A 16,203-nucleotide genomic window follows, 5' to 3' on the forward strand; every position below is an offset into this window, starting at 1 on the left:
GTAAAAGGGCCATTTCTGCAGGGCTAGCCCGCAGCGGCCTCAATCGCCTCCATATCGGCGTCCGAGAGGCCGAAATGGTGGCCGATTTCATGGATCAGCACGTGGCGGACGATGTGGCCGAGGGTCTCATCGTGCTCCGCCCAGTAGTCCAGGATCGGCCGGCGGTAGAGCCAGACCAGGTTGGGCAGCCGGGCGACGTCGCCATAGCTCTGCTGCGGCAGGCCGATGCCGTGGAACAGGCCGAGCAGGTCGAACTCGCTCTGGGCCTGCATGTCGTCGAGCACCTCGTCGGTCGGGAAGTCGTCGACGCGGATGATCAGGCCCTCGCAGAGGGCCCGGAAGGTCTCGGGCAGGCGCTCGAAAATCTCGTGCGCCATGGCCTCCATCTCGTCGAGCGAGGGGGCTTTGGCTGTGGTCCACATGACACTCCTTTAGCGCGAGTGCCTCAGGCGGCGCCAGCGCAGTTGACCTTGGCGGTGCAATGGGAGACCGTGCGGCCCAACAGTGGGGCTCAAGGATGGGGCTTGGGTGGGCGTGATGAAACGGATCGTGGCGGCAGTGCTGTTGGCTGGTGCAGTCGGGCTCTCGCTTCCGGCGGGAGAGGCGCAGGCACAGAGCGCGGCGGCTGAAGCGCGCATCGGTCAGGCGGACCCGGTGGCGCGCGAGCGGGTCGTCGAGCGCCGCCGGCTGAAGCGCGTGCCGATCTACCGGTCCCGGCCCGATCATTGGGAGCCGGATGTCATCCCGCGCTACAATCCCGGTCCGAACGCCGTGCGCGACTGCACCGCGACCTATGTCCAGGAGCACCGGCCGAGCGGCACCGTGATCACCCCGCGCATGAACTGCTTCTGGCGGCCCGGCTAGAGCATTTTCGGTTCTGATGAATCAGAACCGAAGCTCTAGCTCACTATTTTTACGCGTTTTCTTCACGCGAACCGGTATCCACTTCGCTCGAAAACGCTCTAGCTGCGCATCCGCCGTCGTGCCGCGCTGATCACAGCAGTAGCGGCGATCACCCCCGTCGTTCCATAGACCACAACGGCCATCAGCATTTGCGTGAGATGGCTCGCCGTTCCCATGCCGCCGCCCGGTCCCTGCGAGGCGAGCGCGACATCGGCGAGCATAATGGAACCACTGAGCGTCGCAAGCGCGGTTCGAAGCAATCGCCTGCGTGTGCCTGTGTGTGTCACGGCAACCTCCAGCAACAGAGAGCACGCGAGATACGACCGTAGTCTGTGCCGGGTTTTGCGTGTGAGCGCGAAAATTCGCGCGACGCATCGGAACTTGAGCGCGCCAGCAGCATTCACAATCGTGGCGCAGTCATTCACATCCCATTCACGTCATCCGCACTCTGCTTGCGATCTGCGTCGCGGCAACGGCGGTCGATTCGCGCGAACGCGAGGCGTCGTTGCAAGACGTGACATCAAGGGATCAAGGAGAAGACTTATGAAGGTGATGAAAGTTCTGGGGCTCGCGGCTGTCGGTGCCGTGCTGGTCTTGGCGGCGCCGGCCGAGCGCGCAAATGCGATGTCGCTGGCGACGCCAGGCACCGCCGCAACGGTTCAGGACAACGCGAACCAGGCGACCACGCAAGTGCGCTGGGGCCGCGGCTGGCATCGCGGCTGGGGTCGCGGTCATCACCGTGGCTGGGGCCATCGCCACTGGCGCCACTGATCGCGCGGCGTATCAGCGCAGTTGAGACACAGGCCCGTGAGCAACGGGCCTGTTGTCGTTTGCAGCCATCAAACCGGCAGATTCGCGCGCGCCAGATGATATCAATCGAAATCTGCAGGAGTTAATCATGATGAGATGGATCGGTGTTGCCGCGGTCGCTTGTGCCTTCGCATTGACGGCGCCGGCATCGGCAACCGCTGCGGCATCAGCCAAGCCGCCGGCCGCCGCGCAACAGCGGCACGCAGGCAAGGCGACTGACTTCAGCGCGCAGCGCCATCATCACTATTACCATCGGCATCATTATCACCACGGCTACCGGCCGTACTATCGCTCCTACTCCTATTACCGTCCGTACGGCTCCTATTATTACGCGCGGCCCTATTATTACCGGCCATATCCGTATGCTGCGCCGGCGCCGTTCACCTTCGGCTTCGGATTCGGCCCATTCTGGTGAGCCGCGGTTCGCGCGCGACTGCGCAGAGCCAACAGAAAGGGCGGCTCCGATCGCCCGGCGCCGCCCTTTGCAGTGAGAGGCTGCCTGATCCGGTCAGGCCGCGCGGATCTTGTCCAGGAATGCGTTGACGTTGCCGCGCAGCGTTGCGGATTGCTGACTGAGATCGTCGGCGGCCGTCAGCACCTGCGTGGCCGCCGATCCGGTCTCAGTGGCGGCTTCGTTGACGCTGCCGACATTCGCCGACACCTCGCTGGTGCCGCGCGAAACTTCCTGGATGTTCTTCGAGATGTCGCGGGTAGCAGCGCTCTGCTGCTCGACGGCGGCGGAGATCGCCGCGGCGATTTCGCTCATGCGTCCGATGGTGCCGCCGATCGCCCGGATCGCGGCGACGGCCTGACCGGTCTCCTGCTGGATGGCCGCGATCTGCGAGGAGATGTCCTCGGTCGCCTTGGCGGTCTGGGTGGCAAGCGCCTTCACTTCATTGGCGACCACCGCAAAACCCTTGCCGGACTCGCCGGCGCGCGCAGCCTCGATCGTTGCGTTCAATGCCAAGAGATTGGTTTGCGAGGCGATGTTCTGGATCAGCGAGATCACCTCGCCGATCCGCTGCGCAGCCGCGGCCAGGCTCTCGATGGTCGCGTTGGTGCGATCGGTCTCGTCCACCGCCGCTCTTGCGGTCTGGGCCGCCTGCGTCACCTGGCGGGTGATCTCGCTGATCGAGGCGTGCAGTTCCTCGGTTGCGACCGCGACGGTCTGGACGTTCGCCGAGGCCTCGTTGGATGCGGTGGCAACGAACGTCGCCTGTCGGCTGGTTTCCTCCGCGGTCGCCGACATGCTTCCGGCGGTCGCGTGCATTTCGGTCGAGGCCGCGGTCAGGGCGTTCAGCGCTTCCGAGACCTGATTGTCGAAGGTCGCGATGTGGCCCTCGACCGCGCGCTGCCGGGCCTCCTTGCGCAGCTGCTCCTCGCGCTGTTCGGCTTCGAGGCGGCGCGCCGTGATCGCATTCTCCTTGAACACGCGCAGCGACTTGGCGAGGCCGCCGACCTCGTCGCTCCTGTCATCGCCGACCACCGCGATGTCGAGATCGCCCTCGGCGAGCTTCGTCATCTCCTCCGTCATGCGCGACAGCGGCCGCGCGATCTGGCTGAACGCGATCCAGGCGAGGATATTGAAGGCACAGAGCAGCCCGGCGGCGGCGCCGAACAGCAGCACGAGGCGGGTCTGGTCGGCGGTGGCGATGCCCTGGTCACGCGCGGCCTGCATGCCCTTCACATTGGCGGCGATCAGGCTGGCGACCGCCTCCATCGCGGTCTGGCGATGCTTGGCCGCGACATTGCGCGAATAGGCGAAGGCGTCCTCCAGCTTGCCCGCGGTGACCAGCTCGAACACCTTCGCGCTGGCCTCGCGGCGGTCCTTGACCGCGCGGCGCAGCGTGTCGATCAGTTGCTGCTGTCCGGCGTCCGATGTGACGGACGCCAGGCGGTCGACGGCGGCAAGCGTCGCATCGGTTGCCTTGTTGTAGGCTTCGATGTTGGAGGCGATCGCCTTGGTGTCGGCGGCGCTGAGGATGACATTCTTCTCGCTGACGGCCGCGCTGTTGAAGTTACTCTCGGCTTCGAGGCTGTACTGCACGCGGCGGGCGTTGCCATCCACCAGGTCGGACGCGGTCGCCGACAAATGGCTCAGCGCGAGCGAGGCCTGGACGACGATGCCGATCGCGACCAGGGCGATAATGGCCGCGGGCACCGCGATCTTGGCAATGATGGGCAAATTCTGAAACTTGATGGTCATTTCCGGTCCCACGATAATGCTGCTGCTTCCATCGGCTCACCCCGGCCGATGAGGCACGTGTGAGGGCGCGATGCCACGGCTTGGCCTGCTGGCCGCGCCATGGAAACCGAAGTCGTCCTGAATTTTCTGATTGATTGTCCGTTAACCCTAGCCACCAACCCTTAGCAAAGGGTTCACGCCGGTAGCGGGTAACGGCATCAGGGCGCAAAGCCCTTGGCGAGAAGCACGGTGCCTTGCGCGCCCGCTTTGCGGTCCCTGGAGATCTCGACATATTCGGGCGATTCCGACCAGGCGCGGAATGCGGCTTCGTCAGGGAACGACATCAGCACCAGCTTGTCGCGATCCCAGGTGCCTTCGAGCACCGCGGGCTGTTCGTCGGCCGACAGCAGCCGCCCGTTGAACTTCCTGAACACGTCGAAGAAGCGCGCCTGATACCGATCATAGGCGGCACGATCGGTCATCTTGAGTTGCACGATCACATAGACGGTCACTTGCGTTGCTCCCGGACTTTTCGTCGCACCGTTTTGCGCGTTCATGACGCATTCACTCAGGGATTTCTAGCGTTGCGGCGGGAGCGACCGCAATGAAAGCAATGCAACCGGCTGCCATGCAGCGTGGCTGTGATTGCTGTTGTCAGGGAGGTTCTGAGATGAGGGAAGGGTATTTGCGGCGTGGCTTGGTGCGCCGTCTCGGTGTCGCGGCGGCCGCGGTCTTCGCGCTGTCGACTTCAGCGCAGCAACGCGCCGAAGCGCTGTCGCTGGCGAGCCCGGGCACCGTGCTCGCGGCGAAGTCTGCGGCCGATGCCATGACGACAGAGGTCCGGCATGGCGGTCACGGCGGCCACGGTGGCGGCGGTCACGGCGGCGGAGGTTTTCATGGCGGCGGCTTCCGCGGCGGTGGTTTCCATGGTGGTGGATTTCATGGCGGTGGTTTCCACGGCGGCGGCTTTCGCGGCTTCCATGGTGGCGGCTTCCGCGCTGCGCCGGCGTTCCATGGCGGCTTCCATCGCTATGGTGGCATCCATCGCCACTACGGTGGCTACCACCGCTTCTATGGCGGCGGGTACCGCTACGGATACCGCCGGCACTTCCATCACCGGCGCTACTTCTATGGATCGTCCTACTACTATCCGGCCTACTATCATCACCGCCGTTGCCGGGTGGTCTGGACCTATTACGGGCCGCGCCGAATCTGCCGGCCGTATTGGCATCACCGTCACCATTGGCGGCCGTATGGCTATTGGTGAAGGCTGAAATGACAGCGGGCGCCAAACGGCGGCCGTTTTGTCAGGACACTTTTCGCGCGAAGGCACCTAGAGCGTTTTCGAGTGAAGTGGAGGCCGGTTCGCGTGAAGAAAACGCGTCAAAACAAGAATCTAGAGCTTCGGTTCTGATCCAATCAGAACCGAAAATGCTCTAGTCCCAGTTCTTCAGCCTCCAAGGCTTGATCTTCCAGGGCGTCAGGTTTTCGATCCGCCATTGCGTCCAGCGCTCCGGCGGCCAGTGGCTGAGGCGCGAGGTTTCTTTCACCTCGGGAGGCGGATCGATGATGCGTGGCGCGGCGCGGCGGCGCTTCTGCCGCGTCGCCTCGCTGATCATGTCGACGAATTCGCGCTTGTCGTCAGCCACGTCCGGCTCCCCGCGAAGTTGGTCTTCGCAAGGAGGCAGTGTGCGTGCGCCCCGTTAACGAGCCGTTTCCACAACGGCTCGAGCTTGAGACGAAAACTTCGTTTACCGCCAGTCGCGGACGTCGACGAAGTGGCCGGCGATCGCGGCGGCGGCGGCCATCGCGGGCGACACCAGATGGGTGCGGCCCTTGAAGCCCTGGCGGCCCTCGAAGTTGCGGTTCGAGGTCGAGGCGCAGCGCTCTTCCGGCTTCAGCTTGTCCGGATTCATCGCAAGGCACATCGAGCAGCCCGGCTCGCGCCATTCGAAGCCGGCCGCAACGAAGATCTTGTCGAGGCCTTCGGCCTCCGCCTGCTCCTTCACGATGCCCGAGCCCGGCACGATCATCGCGTTGACATGGGCGTTGACGGTCTTGCCCTCGGCGATCTTCGCCGCGGCACGCAGGTCCTCGATGCGGCCGTTGGTGCAGGAGCCGATGAAGACGCGGTCGAGCTTGATGTCGGTGATCTTGGTGCCGGCGGTCAGGCCCATATATTTCAGCGCGCGATGCTTGGAGAGCCGCTTGGCCTCGTCCGCGATCTTGTCGGGATCGGGCACAAAGCCGGTCACCGAGATGACGTCCTCGGGCGAGGTGCCCCAGGTGACGATCGGCGGCAGCTTGGCCGCGTCGAGCCGGAGCTCGTGGTCGAAATGCGCGCCCTCGTCGGAGCGCAGCGTCTCCCAGTAACGCATCGCGGCATCCCAGGCGGCGCCCTTCGGCGCCTTCGGACGGTCGCGCAGGAAGTCGAACGCCTTCTGGTCGGGCGCAACCAGGCCGGCGCGCGCGCCGCCTTCGATCGACATGTTGCAGACCGTCATGCGGCCTTCCATCGAGAGCGCACGGATCGCCTCGCCGCCATATTCCAGCACATAGCCGGTGCCGCCGGCGGTGCCGATCTCGCCGATGATCGCCAGGATGATATCCTTGCCCGTCACGCCGTCGGGCAATTTGCCGTCGACGACCGCGCGCATGTTCTTGGCCTTCTTCTGGATCAGCGTTTGCGTCGCCAGCACATGCTCGACCTCGGAGGTGCCGATGCCGTGCGCGAGCGCGCCGAACGCGCCGTGCGTCGAGGTGTGGCTGTCACCGCAGACGATGGTGGTGCCGGGCAGCGTAAAGCCCTGCTCCGGGCCGATGACGTGGACGATGCCCTGGCGCTTGTCGAACTCGTTGTAATACTCGATGCCGAATTCCTTGGCGTTCTCCGCCATCACCCGCATCTGCTCGATGCTTTCAGGATCGGGGTTCGGCTTCGAGCGATCGGTGGTCGGGATGTTGTGGTCGACGACGGCGAGCGTCTTTTCCGGCGCGTGCACCTTGCGGCCCGCGGCGCGCAGGCCTTCGAACGCCTGCGGCGAGGTCACCTCGTGCACCAGATGGCGATCGATATAGAGCAGGCAGGTGCCGTCGTCGGCCTCGTGGACCAGATGGTCGTTCCAGATCTTGTCGTACAGCGTGGTCGGTTTGGACATGAGCTTCAGCTCCAGAAGAAATTCAGTGGTGAGTGGCGTGAGCGCGCCGCGGCGCGCGAGCAGGCGAAAGCGTCCAGGCAGCGTTACGCTGCGCGCGTAAGCTCTGACGTTGCCGACGTCGCAAAGCGCCCGAAGAAGCGGCCGGGCAGCCGCGAGCGATCGTCGATCACGACGCGCTGGCAGGGCTGGCTTGCTTGATCCGGAACCATTCTAAATTTCTAACACAGGGCTTGCGCCCGCGACAATCGATCGATGCGCGGGGCGCCTCTTCGTCATTGCCGGGCTTGACCCGGCAATCCATCCATCTTGAGCAACAAGTTCCTCTTCCTGATGGATGCGCGGGTCAAGCCCGCGCATGACGAGTTGAGGCTGATCCTCGATATAGGTATGTCGCAACAAAAAAGCGCGGGGCAGGCCCCGCGCTTTCGGTCACACAACCCTTTCGGGATGATTTACTCGCCGACGGCAGTCGGGCGGTCCTGCTTCTCGACGATGCGGGCCGACTTGCCGCGCAGGTTGCGCAGGTAATAGAGCTTGGCGCGACGAACCTTGCCGCGGCGCACGACCTTGATCGAGTCGATCATCGGCGACACCACCGGGAAGACGCGCTCGACGCCCTCGCCGTAGGAGATCTTGCGCACGGTGAAGCTCTCGTTGAGGCCCTGGCCGGAACGGCCGATGCAGACGCCTTCATAGGCCTGCACGCGGGTGCGTTCGCCTTCGACCACCTTCACATTGACGATGACGGTATCGCCGGGTCCGAATTCCGGGATGGTTTTGGTGGCGGCGAGCTTGTCGAACTGCTCTTTTTCGAGCTGCTGAATCAGATTCATCGAAATCTCCATCGGCGGCGCGCCCAGCCTGTGCGGGCTGCGCAAACGTCCATCTATCCTGCGCGTGTGCGGATTAGGCCGTGCCTATAAGGCAAAGCGTAGGGTTTGTCACCCGTCTGTCGCGTTTTTTGTCCCTGGCGGAGCGGCTTTTTGGCCGGCCTTCCGGGCCCAGAGGTCCGGCCGGCGGTCCGCCGTCAGCGCCTCGGACTGGGCCAACCGCCAGGCTGCCACCTTGGCATGATCGCCGGAAATCAGGATTTCCGGGATCTGGCGGCCCTCGAACTCCTGCGGACGGGTGTATTGAGGGTATTCCAGTAGTCCTTCGGAGAAGCTCTCCTCGGTTCCCGAGGCCTGCTTGCCCATCACCCCCGGCAACAGGCGGACGCAGGCGTCGATCAGGGCCATCGCGGCGATTTCGCCGCCCGACAGCACGTAATCGCCGATCGAGACCTCCTCGAGCCCGCGTGCCTCGATCACCCGCTGGTCGATGCCCTCGAAGCGGCCGCAGACGACCAGAGGTCCCGGTCCGGCCGCGAGCTCCGCGACCCGCTCCTGGGTCAATGGCCGACCCCGCGGGCTCATCAGCAGGCGCGGGCGGTCAGGCGCAATCGCCGCGGCGTCGATTGCCGCCGCCAGCACGTCGGCCCGCAGCACCATGCCCGGACCGCCGCCGGCCGGCGTGTCGTCGACGCTGCGGTGCTTGTCGGTCGCCGACGCGCGGATGTCGCGCACCTCCAGCGCCCAGAGCCCGCCGGCCAGCGCCCTGCCGGCCAGGCTGATGCCGAGCGGTCCCGGAAACATGTCCGGGAACAGGGTCAGCACGGTCGCGCGCCATGGTGTCGCTTGGGTTGTCATGGCCTCTGGTTACGGCACCACGGCCGTGAGGTCGAGGCTCTGCATCATGGCGGCGGCGTCGACCGCGCGGCGGAAGTCGGCAAGCCCAAAGGTCGCGACGTTGATCCTGCCGAGATCCAGCAGGCCTTCGGCGGCGAGGCCGGCGAGCTGGCCCGGCGCGGTGCGGTCATACATGAACTGCCCCACCACCTCCCAGTCGTTGGCGAGCATCTCGCGGAACGAGAGTTCGAGCGGCACCTCGGCGCTGCCCATCAGCACCATCCGGCCGCCGCGCTTCAGCGCACGCAGAGAGGACAGCGTGGTCGAGGTGCTCCTGGCGGCGCCGAGCAAATCAAGCGCGACATCGGCGCTGCCGCCGGCGGCGCGGCGGATGATCGAAAGATCGCCTGCGGCATCGCCGGTGACGACAGCGGGGATGACGCGCGGGCCGAAGGCGTCGCGCAACTGCTCGAGCGCGGCCTCTTTGCGTCCGACCGCGACGACGCGGCCCGCGCCCATCGCGACCGCTAGCATCACGCCGCCCGAGCCGAAATAGCCGGTCGCACCGTTGACGATGATGGTCTGCCCGCCGCGCAGGCCGGTGCGCTGCAATCCGCCGAACGGCACGATCAGTTTTGCCAATCCGATCAGCTCGGTCGCCGGTCTGTCGTCGAGATTGGCAAGCGGCGTGACGCAGGCAGCCGGCCAGTGCGCGATCTCGGCGAACACGCCGTCGCGCCAGCGTGCCTGCAGCGCCAGCGCCTCCGGTGTCGTCACCGTCGCAGTCAGCCCGATCAGGATCTGCGGCGGATCGCGATCCGGCACGTCGCCGCGCAGATGCGGGCTCAGGAACACGCGGTCGCCGCTCGCAACGTGCGTGACGTTCTCGCCGGTGGCGACGACACGCGCGATCGCGTTGGTACCCGGCACGAACGGCATCGGCGGCAGGCTGTAGGGCAGTGCGCCCGACAGCAGCCTGTTGGTATACGACAGCACCATGCCGGCTTCGATCCGCACCACGACGCCATCGGGCGCGGGGCTGGGCGTTGCGACATCCTCGAAGCGAAGATCATTGTGGGCGTGCAACCGCCAGGCCTTGTGCGTAGTTGTCATTGGGATGCTCCGTGAGACCATTGCTTAGGTAGCCCGGATGGAGCGAAGCGCAATCCGGGAATCACGCAAGCAACGACTCTCCTCGGAAGACGGCCCAGATTGCGCGGAGCCTGTCATCGGGCGCGCGTTCGCGCGACCCGTTGGCTCCATCCGGGCGATAGCTCCAACCTCCCCTTGAAAAGGGGAGGTCGCTTTGCTCGCAAGAGCAGAGCGGGTGGGGATCAGCTCTGTCAGCTTGCACCGTCGCCCGCGGCTGACCCCCATCCCGACCTTCCCCCTTTCAGGGGTAGGGCTATCGCATATGGGCGAGGACGGAGAGAAGGAAGTCGTTATTCCATCTGGCCTGGAGCATTTTGTGGCTGGTGCGCGTGGGACCTGGCGTGGCTTGTAGAGCGTTAAGTGCCAGCTTTCGGATGGCGGCAAGATTTTCGGCGGCATGGCCCTTGCGGCTACGGCAGGCGTCTTCGTCGAACAGAACGTCGAGAACCCAATGCAAGTTGTTCTCGATACCCCAGTGGGCGCGGACGGCCTCGAGCAGCTTCTTGGCCGACAACCGGCGTGAGGCCAGAAAGTATCGGGCCGTGTGTTTGGCTGTCTTGCCGGCCTTGGCGCGCCAACTATCGATGCGACCGACGACAGCGATAGCAGGGAAGCTGTATTGCTTTGCCAAGTCTGGGGCCGGCACGACGATGGCCTGCCGGCGCTCGATGCGGCCGTGGGCCGATGTCCTTCGCTGGCTCGCCCGCGCTGGCTTCCGGGCCGTATCGAGCAGCGCCTTGACGGCTTTGAAGAGCCGGCCGCGATTACTCTTGATGGCCAATACATAGTGGCCCTTCCGATCGCGGATGGCCTGCGCCGTGTCGGGCCGGCAATGCAAGGCGTCGGCGGTGACAAGAGCACCATCCAGATCGAGCAGGGCGAGGACTTCGAGAGCGCCGGCAATCTCGTTGCGATTGGGAGCCTTTCTCTGCGCCAACGCCATGCGCGTGCCTGCCGCCCAGACGTTGACCATATGTAGCGGCGTAGCCCGCCGGCCACGCGTGAAGGCTCCGCGCAACGCCTTGCCGTCGATGCTGACCACGCCCTTGACGCCGAAGCTCTTGCTGAACTTACGCAAAACCGCTTCCAGACCCTTCGGGTCCAGCACGCGGAAGACGTTGCTGAACGTGTCGTGGCTAGGAATACCGTGTCCAAGCTCCAGGAACTTCCGCAACAGCTGCTCTCGGCCTTTGCCGAAGAACTCGAACTCGGTGCAGGTCTTGGCGCCGGCCAGCGTCGCCGCCAAGGCAATGACGAGGATCTCCAACAAATCGTGTCGCGTGTTGCCGGCGCGTGGATCCTTGAGCGGTCGAAACAGGCGCCTGAGTTTGCGCATTTGGGTCTCCCTCGACAATCGAGAGACCCCCAAAGAATCCAGTTCCAACCGCTTGGCAACACCCCTCCTGAGCCATATGCGATTCCCCTACTTTCAGGGGGAAGGAGAAGACAGACGGTAGCCCGGGCTTAAGCGCGTTATGCGTCACGCCGTCGTTGGTTCGTCGCGAAGATGCCGCGCCAGCGCGATGGTGAGCGGACAGATCGCCAGCGCCGTGATCGCGGTAGCTGCGGTTGCGAGCGTCGGGCCGAGCGCGTCACCGAGCAGACCGTAGAGCACCGGCGCGATCGCGCCCGATCCGATGGTCCCGGTGTAGAACAGCGCGAACGCGCGTTCGGTTTGATGTGCCGGCGTGAGTTCGGGCACCGTGCCATAGAGCACGGATGAGGTGCCGTTGAGCATCACGCCGAGCAGCGGCAGCAGCATCATGGTCGGCGCCAGCGGCAGCATCAGCACCGCCGCGATCAGCGCCGCCGTGCCGCCTTCGGTGATCAGCACGGTGCGCAGCGTGCCGACGCGTTCGCCGAGCCAGCCGCAGGTGAATTTTCCCGCCGCGCCGCCGATGAAGACCAGCGCCAGCGCGAGGCCGTTGGTCGGCAGCGCGGCGCCCTTGTCGCGCAACAGGAACGGCAGGAAGGTGAGAAACCCCATCCTGACCGCGGTGTCGAGGATTCCGATCGCGAGCAGCCAGGAGAAGCCGCCGCCGGCGCTTGCGTGGCGTGACGCTGCGGCCGCCTTGCGCTCGGCGCCCTTGCCGACCAAGGGCATCCAGAGCGCGATGCAGATCGCGACGAGCAGGCCGGCCAAGGCGAGCACGAGCAGCGTGTGCCGCCACGACATGATCACGAGCAGAACCGAGGTCAGTGCCGGGATCGCCGCCTTGCCGAGATCGCCGGAGAAATTGTAGATGCCGAGCGGCCCGCGTGCTGCCGAACCATAGGCGCGCGACACCGCGGCCGATGCGATCGGATGCTGCGTGCTCGAGCCCGCGCCGGAGAGTGCGAGCGCAAGACCAAGTCCGATGACGCCGCCGGAGAATCCGGCAAACACATAGCCCAGCGCCGACAGTGCCGTGCCCGCGATCAGGATGACCTTGCCGTCGATTCGCTCGGCGATCCGTCCGACCGGAATCTGCAAGCCAGCCATGGCGCCGGCATAGAGCCCGCGCAGCAGCGCCAGCAGCCCGTAGCTCAGCGCGAATTCGGCCTGCCAGACCGGCAGCAGCACGTAGATCAGGTCGGTGTAGCCGTCATGGAGGGCGTGGTTGAGCCCGGTCACCGTCAACGTGCGCGTCGCCCGGGCGTGGTCGGGACGGGATGCGTCGATTTCCGCGGATGCGCTCATTGTCGCGATCCAGAGCAAGAAAATCTAAAGATAGGACGGGGGTGCATTGGAGCGAAGTCTCAAAAAACGAAGATATGTGAGCATTTTGCTACGCAACATGCGCCCGATCGGCCGCTGTCACAAATCAGTAATAATAGGATCATGCGTTAGAAAATCTGGTATTGAGGGTCATGTTCGTCCCGCGCCGCAGCCTGCCGCCGCTCAATGCGGTCCGCGCCTTCGAGGCCGCCGCGCGCCTCGGCAGCTTCAAGGAAGCGGCCGCCGAGCTCAGCGTGACCCATGGCGCGGTCAGTCAGCAGATCCGGCTGCTCGAGGAATGGCTGGGCGCGCCGGCGCTGTTCCGGCGCTCGGTCCGCCGCGTGGTGCTGACGCCGGCGGGTGCGGCCTTGCTGGCGGAATTCGCGCCCGCGCTCGACCGGATTTCCGCAGCCGTGCAGCAGCATCGCGAGCGACGCGGCGATGCGGCTGTCGCGGTGCTGCGCGTCAACGCGCTCGCGACCTTCAGCCTGCGCTGGCTGTTGCCGCGGATGAGCCGGTTTCGCGCCGAGCATCCTGATATCGAGGTGCGTCTCGCCACATCGAACGATCCGGTGGATGCGCTGCCCGAACCATTCGACGTCGTGATCCGCGGTGGCCCCGACACCTTCCACGGCTTTTCGTCGCGCTTCCTGGTGTCGGAGCGGCGGCTGCCGGTGTGCAGTCCGGCGCTATCAGCGCAATTGCCGCTGCATGAGATCGCAGATCTCTCCCGGCATACGCTGCTGCACGTCACGTCGATGCCGCGGCTGTGGCGCGACTGGCTCACCGAGGCCGGGCAATCCGCGCTGGAGCCGGCGGCTTCGCTGACCTTCGATCATTTCTATCTGACGATCCAGGCAGCGCTCGATGGTCTCGGCGTTGCGATGGGACCGACGGCGCTGATTGCGGACGATCTCGCCGCCGGGCGTCTGGTGACGCCGTTTCCGGCGATCAGCCTGCCGGCGCGCAGCTACTTCGCGTATTTTCCGGCGGGCCGCAGCAACGATCCGCACAGCGCAGTGTTCTGCGACTGGCTCGAGCAGCAAGGCCGGATGACGGGCTGAAAATGTCTCTCGATCAAGCCGCCGACGGATCGTCGTCGTCGATTTCCTGCGGCGGCTCGATCACGACGCGGCCGCCGGCGAGATCGACCGTCGGCACCACGGCGTTGGTGAAAGGCAGCAGCATCGTCGCGCCCTGCGGCGGGGCGATCTCGATGATGTCGCCGGCGCCGAAATTATGGATCGCGATCACCTTGCCGAGCGGCTGCTCTGATGTCGTCACCGCGGCGAGCCCGATCAGGTCGGTGTGGTAGTATTCACCGTCGTCGGTTTCCGGCAGCCGCTCGCGCGGAATGTAGAGCTCGAGGCCGTTGAGCCGTTCGGCATCATCGCGCGAGGCGACGCCCTTCAGCGTCACCACCAGATGATCCTTGGCCTCGCGCGCATGCGTGACCTCGAACTGGCGCGTGCCGTCCTTGGTCATCAGCGGGCCGTAATCCTTCACGGCCAGCGGGTCTTCGGTGAAGGTCCATAGCCGGACGGCGCCGCGCACACCATGCGCAGCGCCGATACGGGCGACACAGACCGGTGCAGTCACCGCAGCAGCCGTTCAGCTTACGCCTTGGCGGCGGCTTCGGCCTGCGCCTTGCGCTCCTTGCGCGGCACGGCCTTTTCCGGGTTGTTGCGCGCGGTGCGCTTGACGACGCCGGCGGCGTCGAGGAAGCGGGTCACGCGATCCGACGGCTGCGCGCCCTTGGCGAGCCAGGCCTTCACCTTGTCCATGTCGAGCTTCAGCCGCGCCTCGTTGTCCTTCGGCAGCAGCGGATTGAAGTGGCCGAGACGCTCGATGAAGCGGCCATCGCGCGGAAAGCGCGAGTCGGCGACGACGACGTGATAGACCGGACGCTTCTTGGTGCCTGCGCGAGCGAGGCGGATAACAACGGACATTTAGTTCTCCTTCAAAGGTCGATGTGTTCGGTTGATTGGCATTCCGCGTCGCGCCGGCCGCATTTGAGCCGTCGCGACGAATTCCTCATTTCTTCTTGCCCGGGAAGCCGCCGAGGCCCGGCAGCGTCGGCTTGCCGGAAAGCCCGGTCAGGCCCGGCACGTTCGGCAGGCCGCCGCGCAGCCCGACCGGCAAATCCTTCGGCAAATTGGGCAGGCCACCGCCGGCGCCGCCCTGCATCTTCTCGGCGAGCGCCTTCATCTCCTCGGCCGAGGGCGGCTTCATGCCGCCGCCAAAGCCCATCGCCTGCGCGATGCCGGCGAGCGGGCCGCGCTTGCCGCTTCCCATGGCCTTCATCATGTCGGCCATGTTCCGGTGCATCTTCAGGAGCTTGTTGACCTGCTCGACGCTCTGGCCGGCGCCGGCCGCGATGCGCTTCTTGCGGCTGGCCTTCAGGATGTCCGGATTCTTGCGCTCCTGCCGTGTCATCGAGTCGATGACCGCGACCTGACGCTTGATGATCTTGTCGTCGATGCCGGCCGCCGCGATCTGGTTCTTCATCTTGGCGATGCCGGGCATCATGCCCATCAGGCCGCCGATGCCGCCCATGTTCGCCATCTGCTGCAGCTGCTCGCGCATGTCGTTGAGGTCGAACTGGCCCTTGCGCATGCGCTCGGCGGTGCGCGCGGCCTTCTCGGCGTCGATATTGGCGGCGGCTTTCTCGACCAGCGAGACGACGTCGCCCATGCCGAGGATGCGGCCGGCGATGCGGTTCGGATGGAAGTCTTCCAGCGCGTCGGTCTTCTCGCCGGTGCCGAGCAGCTTGATCGGCTTGCCGGTGACGGCGCGCATCGACAGCGCGGCGCCGCCGCGGCCGTCGCCATCCACTCTTGTCAGCACAATGCCGGTGAGGCCGACGCGCTCGTCGAACGCGCGGGCGAGGTTAACCGCGTCCTGGCCGGTGAGGGAGTCCGCGACCAGCAGCACTTCATGCGGGTTGGCGGCGGCTTTGATCTCGGCCGCCTCCTTCATCATGTCTTCGTCGAGCGTGGTGCGGCCGGCGGTGTCGAGCAACACGACGTCATAGCCGCCGAGCTTGCCGGCCTCTAACGCGCGCTTCGCGATCTGTGGCGGCATCTGGCCGGCGACGATCGGCAGCGTCGGAATGTCGAGGTCGCGGCCGAGCACCGCGAGCTGCTCCATCGCCGCCGGGCGATAGACGTCGAGCGAGGCCATCAGCACCTTGCGCTTGTCGCGCTGGACCATGCGCCGCGCGAGTTTTGCGGTGGTGGTGGTTTTACCGGAGCCCTGCAGACCGACCATCATGATCGGGACGGGCGGCACGGAGTTGATATCGATGGTCTGGCCGTCGGAGCCGAGCGTGGCGACGAGCTCGTCATGGACGATCTTCACCACCATCTGGCCGGGCGTGACCGACTTGACGACGGTGGCGCCGATCGCCTGCTCGCGGACCCGGTCGATGAAGCTGCGGACGACCTCGAGCGCGACGTCGGCTTCGAGCAGCGCGCGGCGCACCTCGCGCATCGCGGCATCGACGTCCTTTTCGGTCAGCGCACCGCGCCCCGTCAGACGATCGAGAATGCCACCAAGCCGTTCCGACAGATTGTCGAACAATGCCGTTGTCCTTCGTTGCGCTCGTAAGCGCGCGTCACCCGTTTCTCG

General features: G+C 65.6%; 19 protein-coding genes. 5 read left to right on the forward strand and 14 right to left on the reverse strand.

What is annotated here, in order from left to right:
- Window positions 1-23: 23 nt before the first annotated feature.
- Complete coding sequence (locus WDM24_RS00990; protein WP_338830112.1) at window positions 24-422, reverse strand: metallopeptidase family protein; 399 nt, start codon at window positions 420-422, stop codon at window positions 24-26.
- Between the two features lie 115 nt (window positions 423-537).
- Here WDM24_RS00990 and WDM24_RS00995 point away from each other — a divergent pair, with 115 nt between their 5' ends.
- Complete coding sequence (locus WDM24_RS00995) at window positions 538-864, forward strand: hypothetical protein (protein WP_166300541.1); 327 nt, start codon at window positions 538-540, stop codon at window positions 862-864.
- Between the two features lie 98 nt (window positions 865-962).
- Here the strand turns inward: WDM24_RS00995 and WDM24_RS01000 are convergent, their stop codons facing one another.
- Window positions 963-1,190, reverse strand: a complete 228-nt coding sequence (locus tag WDM24_RS01000) for a hypothetical protein (RefSeq protein WP_338693660.1) — start codon at window positions 1,188-1,190, stop codon at window positions 963-965.
- Window positions 1,191-1,446: 256 nt separating this feature from the next.
- Here WDM24_RS01000 and WDM24_RS01005 point away from each other — a divergent pair, with 256 nt between their 5' ends.
- Both WDM24_RS01005 and WDM24_RS01010 read left to right on the forward strand, forming a co-directional pair.
- On the forward strand, window positions 1,447-1,674 hold the full coding sequence (locus WDM24_RS01005; protein ID WP_166300542.1) for a hypothetical protein: 228 nt from the start codon (window positions 1,447-1,449) through the stop codon (window positions 1,672-1,674).
- Between the two features lie 127 nt (window positions 1,675-1,801).
- Window positions 1,802-2,128, forward strand: coding sequence for a hypothetical protein (locus WDM24_RS01010; RefSeq protein ID WP_338830113.1), 327 nt, complete (start codon window positions 1,802-1,804; stop codon window positions 2,126-2,128).
- A gap of 93 nt (window positions 2,129-2,221) precedes the next feature.
- Here WDM24_RS01010 and WDM24_RS01015 read toward each other — a convergent pair whose 3' ends face one another.
- Together WDM24_RS01015 and WDM24_RS01020 are read right to left on the reverse strand one after the other, a co-directional pair.
- Window positions 2,222-3,919, reverse strand: coding sequence for a methyl-accepting chemotaxis protein (locus tag WDM24_RS01015; RefSeq protein WP_166300544.1), 1,698 nt, complete (start codon window positions 3,917-3,919; stop codon window positions 2,222-2,224).
- Window positions 3,920-4,116: 197 nt separating this feature from the next.
- Window positions 4,117-4,410 (reverse strand): DUF1330 domain-containing protein, encoded by a 294-nt coding sequence (locus tag WDM24_RS01020; RefSeq protein ID WP_338693652.1) that lies wholly within the window; start codon window positions 4,408-4,410, stop codon window positions 4,117-4,119.
- Between the two features lie 158 nt (window positions 4,411-4,568).
- On the opposite strand from WDM24_RS01020, the gene WDM24_RS01025 reads away from it, so the two are divergent.
- Complete coding sequence (locus tag WDM24_RS01025; protein ID WP_338830114.1) at window positions 4,569-5,165, forward strand: hypothetical protein; 597 nt, start codon at window positions 4,569-4,571, stop codon at window positions 5,163-5,165.
- A gap of 169 nt (window positions 5,166-5,334) precedes the next feature.
- Here the strand turns inward: WDM24_RS01025 and WDM24_RS01030 are convergent, their stop codons facing one another.
- From WDM24_RS01030 to WDM24_RS01060, 7 genes are all read right to left on the reverse strand, one after another.
- On the reverse strand, window positions 5,335-5,547 hold the full coding sequence (locus tag WDM24_RS01030) for a hypothetical protein (RefSeq protein ID WP_414645665.1): 213 nt from the start codon (window positions 5,545-5,547) through the stop codon (window positions 5,335-5,337).
- Between the two features lie 102 nt (window positions 5,548-5,649).
- Window positions 5,650-7,056 (reverse strand): 3-isopropylmalate dehydratase large subunit, encoded by a 1,407-nt coding sequence (gene leuC / locus WDM24_RS01035; protein WP_338830115.1) that lies wholly within the window; start codon window positions 7,054-7,056, stop codon window positions 5,650-5,652.
- A gap of 452 nt (window positions 7,057-7,508) precedes the next feature.
- Window positions 7,509-7,889, reverse strand: coding sequence for a 50S ribosomal protein L19 (rplS, locus tag WDM24_RS01040; RefSeq protein ID WP_338830116.1), 381 nt, complete (start codon window positions 7,887-7,889; stop codon window positions 7,509-7,511).
- Window positions 7,890-7,997: 108 nt separating this feature from the next.
- Window positions 7,998-8,744 carry a tRNA (guanosine(37)-N1)-methyltransferase TrmD gene (gene trmD, locus WDM24_RS01045; RefSeq protein ID WP_338830117.1) on the reverse strand — a complete coding sequence of 249 codons (747 nt, stop codon included), beginning with the start codon at window positions 8,742-8,744 and terminating at the stop codon, window positions 7,998-8,000.
- A 9-nt stretch (window positions 8,745-8,753) separates the two neighbouring features.
- Window positions 8,754-9,836 carry a zinc-binding alcohol dehydrogenase family protein gene (locus tag WDM24_RS01050; protein WP_338830118.1) on the reverse strand — a complete coding sequence of 361 codons (1,083 nt, stop codon included), beginning with the start codon at window positions 9,834-9,836 and terminating at the stop codon, window positions 8,754-8,756.
- 292 nt (window positions 9,837-10,128) lie between these two features.
- Window positions 10,129-11,211: an ISAs1 family transposase gene (locus tag WDM24_RS01055; RefSeq protein WP_338821920.1), complete on the reverse strand. Its 1,083-nt coding sequence runs from the start codon at window positions 11,209-11,211 to the stop codon at window positions 10,129-10,131.
- 144 nt (window positions 11,212-11,355) lie between these two features.
- Complete coding sequence (locus WDM24_RS01060) at window positions 11,356-12,555, reverse strand: MFS transporter (protein ID WP_338830119.1); 1,200 nt, start codon at window positions 12,553-12,555, stop codon at window positions 11,356-11,358.
- 170 nt (window positions 12,556-12,725) lie between these two features.
- Here WDM24_RS01060 and gcvA point away from each other — a divergent pair, with 170 nt between their 5' ends.
- The gene (gene gcvA, locus WDM24_RS01065) at window positions 12,726-13,637 is read left to right on the forward strand and encodes a transcriptional regulator GcvA (RefSeq protein ID WP_165127117.1); all 912 of its coding nucleotides are present in this window, start codon (window positions 12,726-12,728) and stop codon (window positions 13,635-13,637) included.
- Between the two features lie 13 nt (window positions 13,638-13,650).
- On the opposite strand, the gene rimM is transcribed toward gcvA, so the two are convergent.
- The 3 genes from rimM to ffh all read right to left on the reverse strand — a co-directional run bounded on the left by rimM (window position 13,651) and on the right by ffh (window position 16,155).
- A complete protein-coding gene (rimM, locus tag WDM24_RS01070) occupies window positions 13,651-14,172 on the reverse strand; it encodes a ribosome maturation factor RimM (RefSeq protein WP_338830120.1) in 522 nt (173 codons plus the stop codon).
- A 17-nt stretch (window positions 14,173-14,189) separates the two neighbouring features.
- Window positions 14,190-14,522, reverse strand: coding sequence for a 30S ribosomal protein S16 (gene rpsP / locus WDM24_RS01075; protein WP_029081296.1), 333 nt, complete (start codon window positions 14,520-14,522; stop codon window positions 14,190-14,192).
- Window positions 14,523-14,607: 85 nt separating this feature from the next.
- Window positions 14,608-16,155, reverse strand: coding sequence for a signal recognition particle protein (gene ffh, locus WDM24_RS01080; RefSeq protein WP_166300556.1), 1,548 nt, complete (start codon window positions 16,153-16,155; stop codon window positions 14,608-14,610).
- Window positions 16,156-16,203: the final 48 nt, after the last annotated feature.

The sequence above is a fragment of the Bradyrhizobium sp. 27S5 genome, from assembly GCF_037217225.1.
Lineage (GTDB): Bacteria > Pseudomonadota > Alphaproteobacteria > Rhizobiales > Xanthobacteraceae > Bradyrhizobium > Bradyrhizobium septentrionale.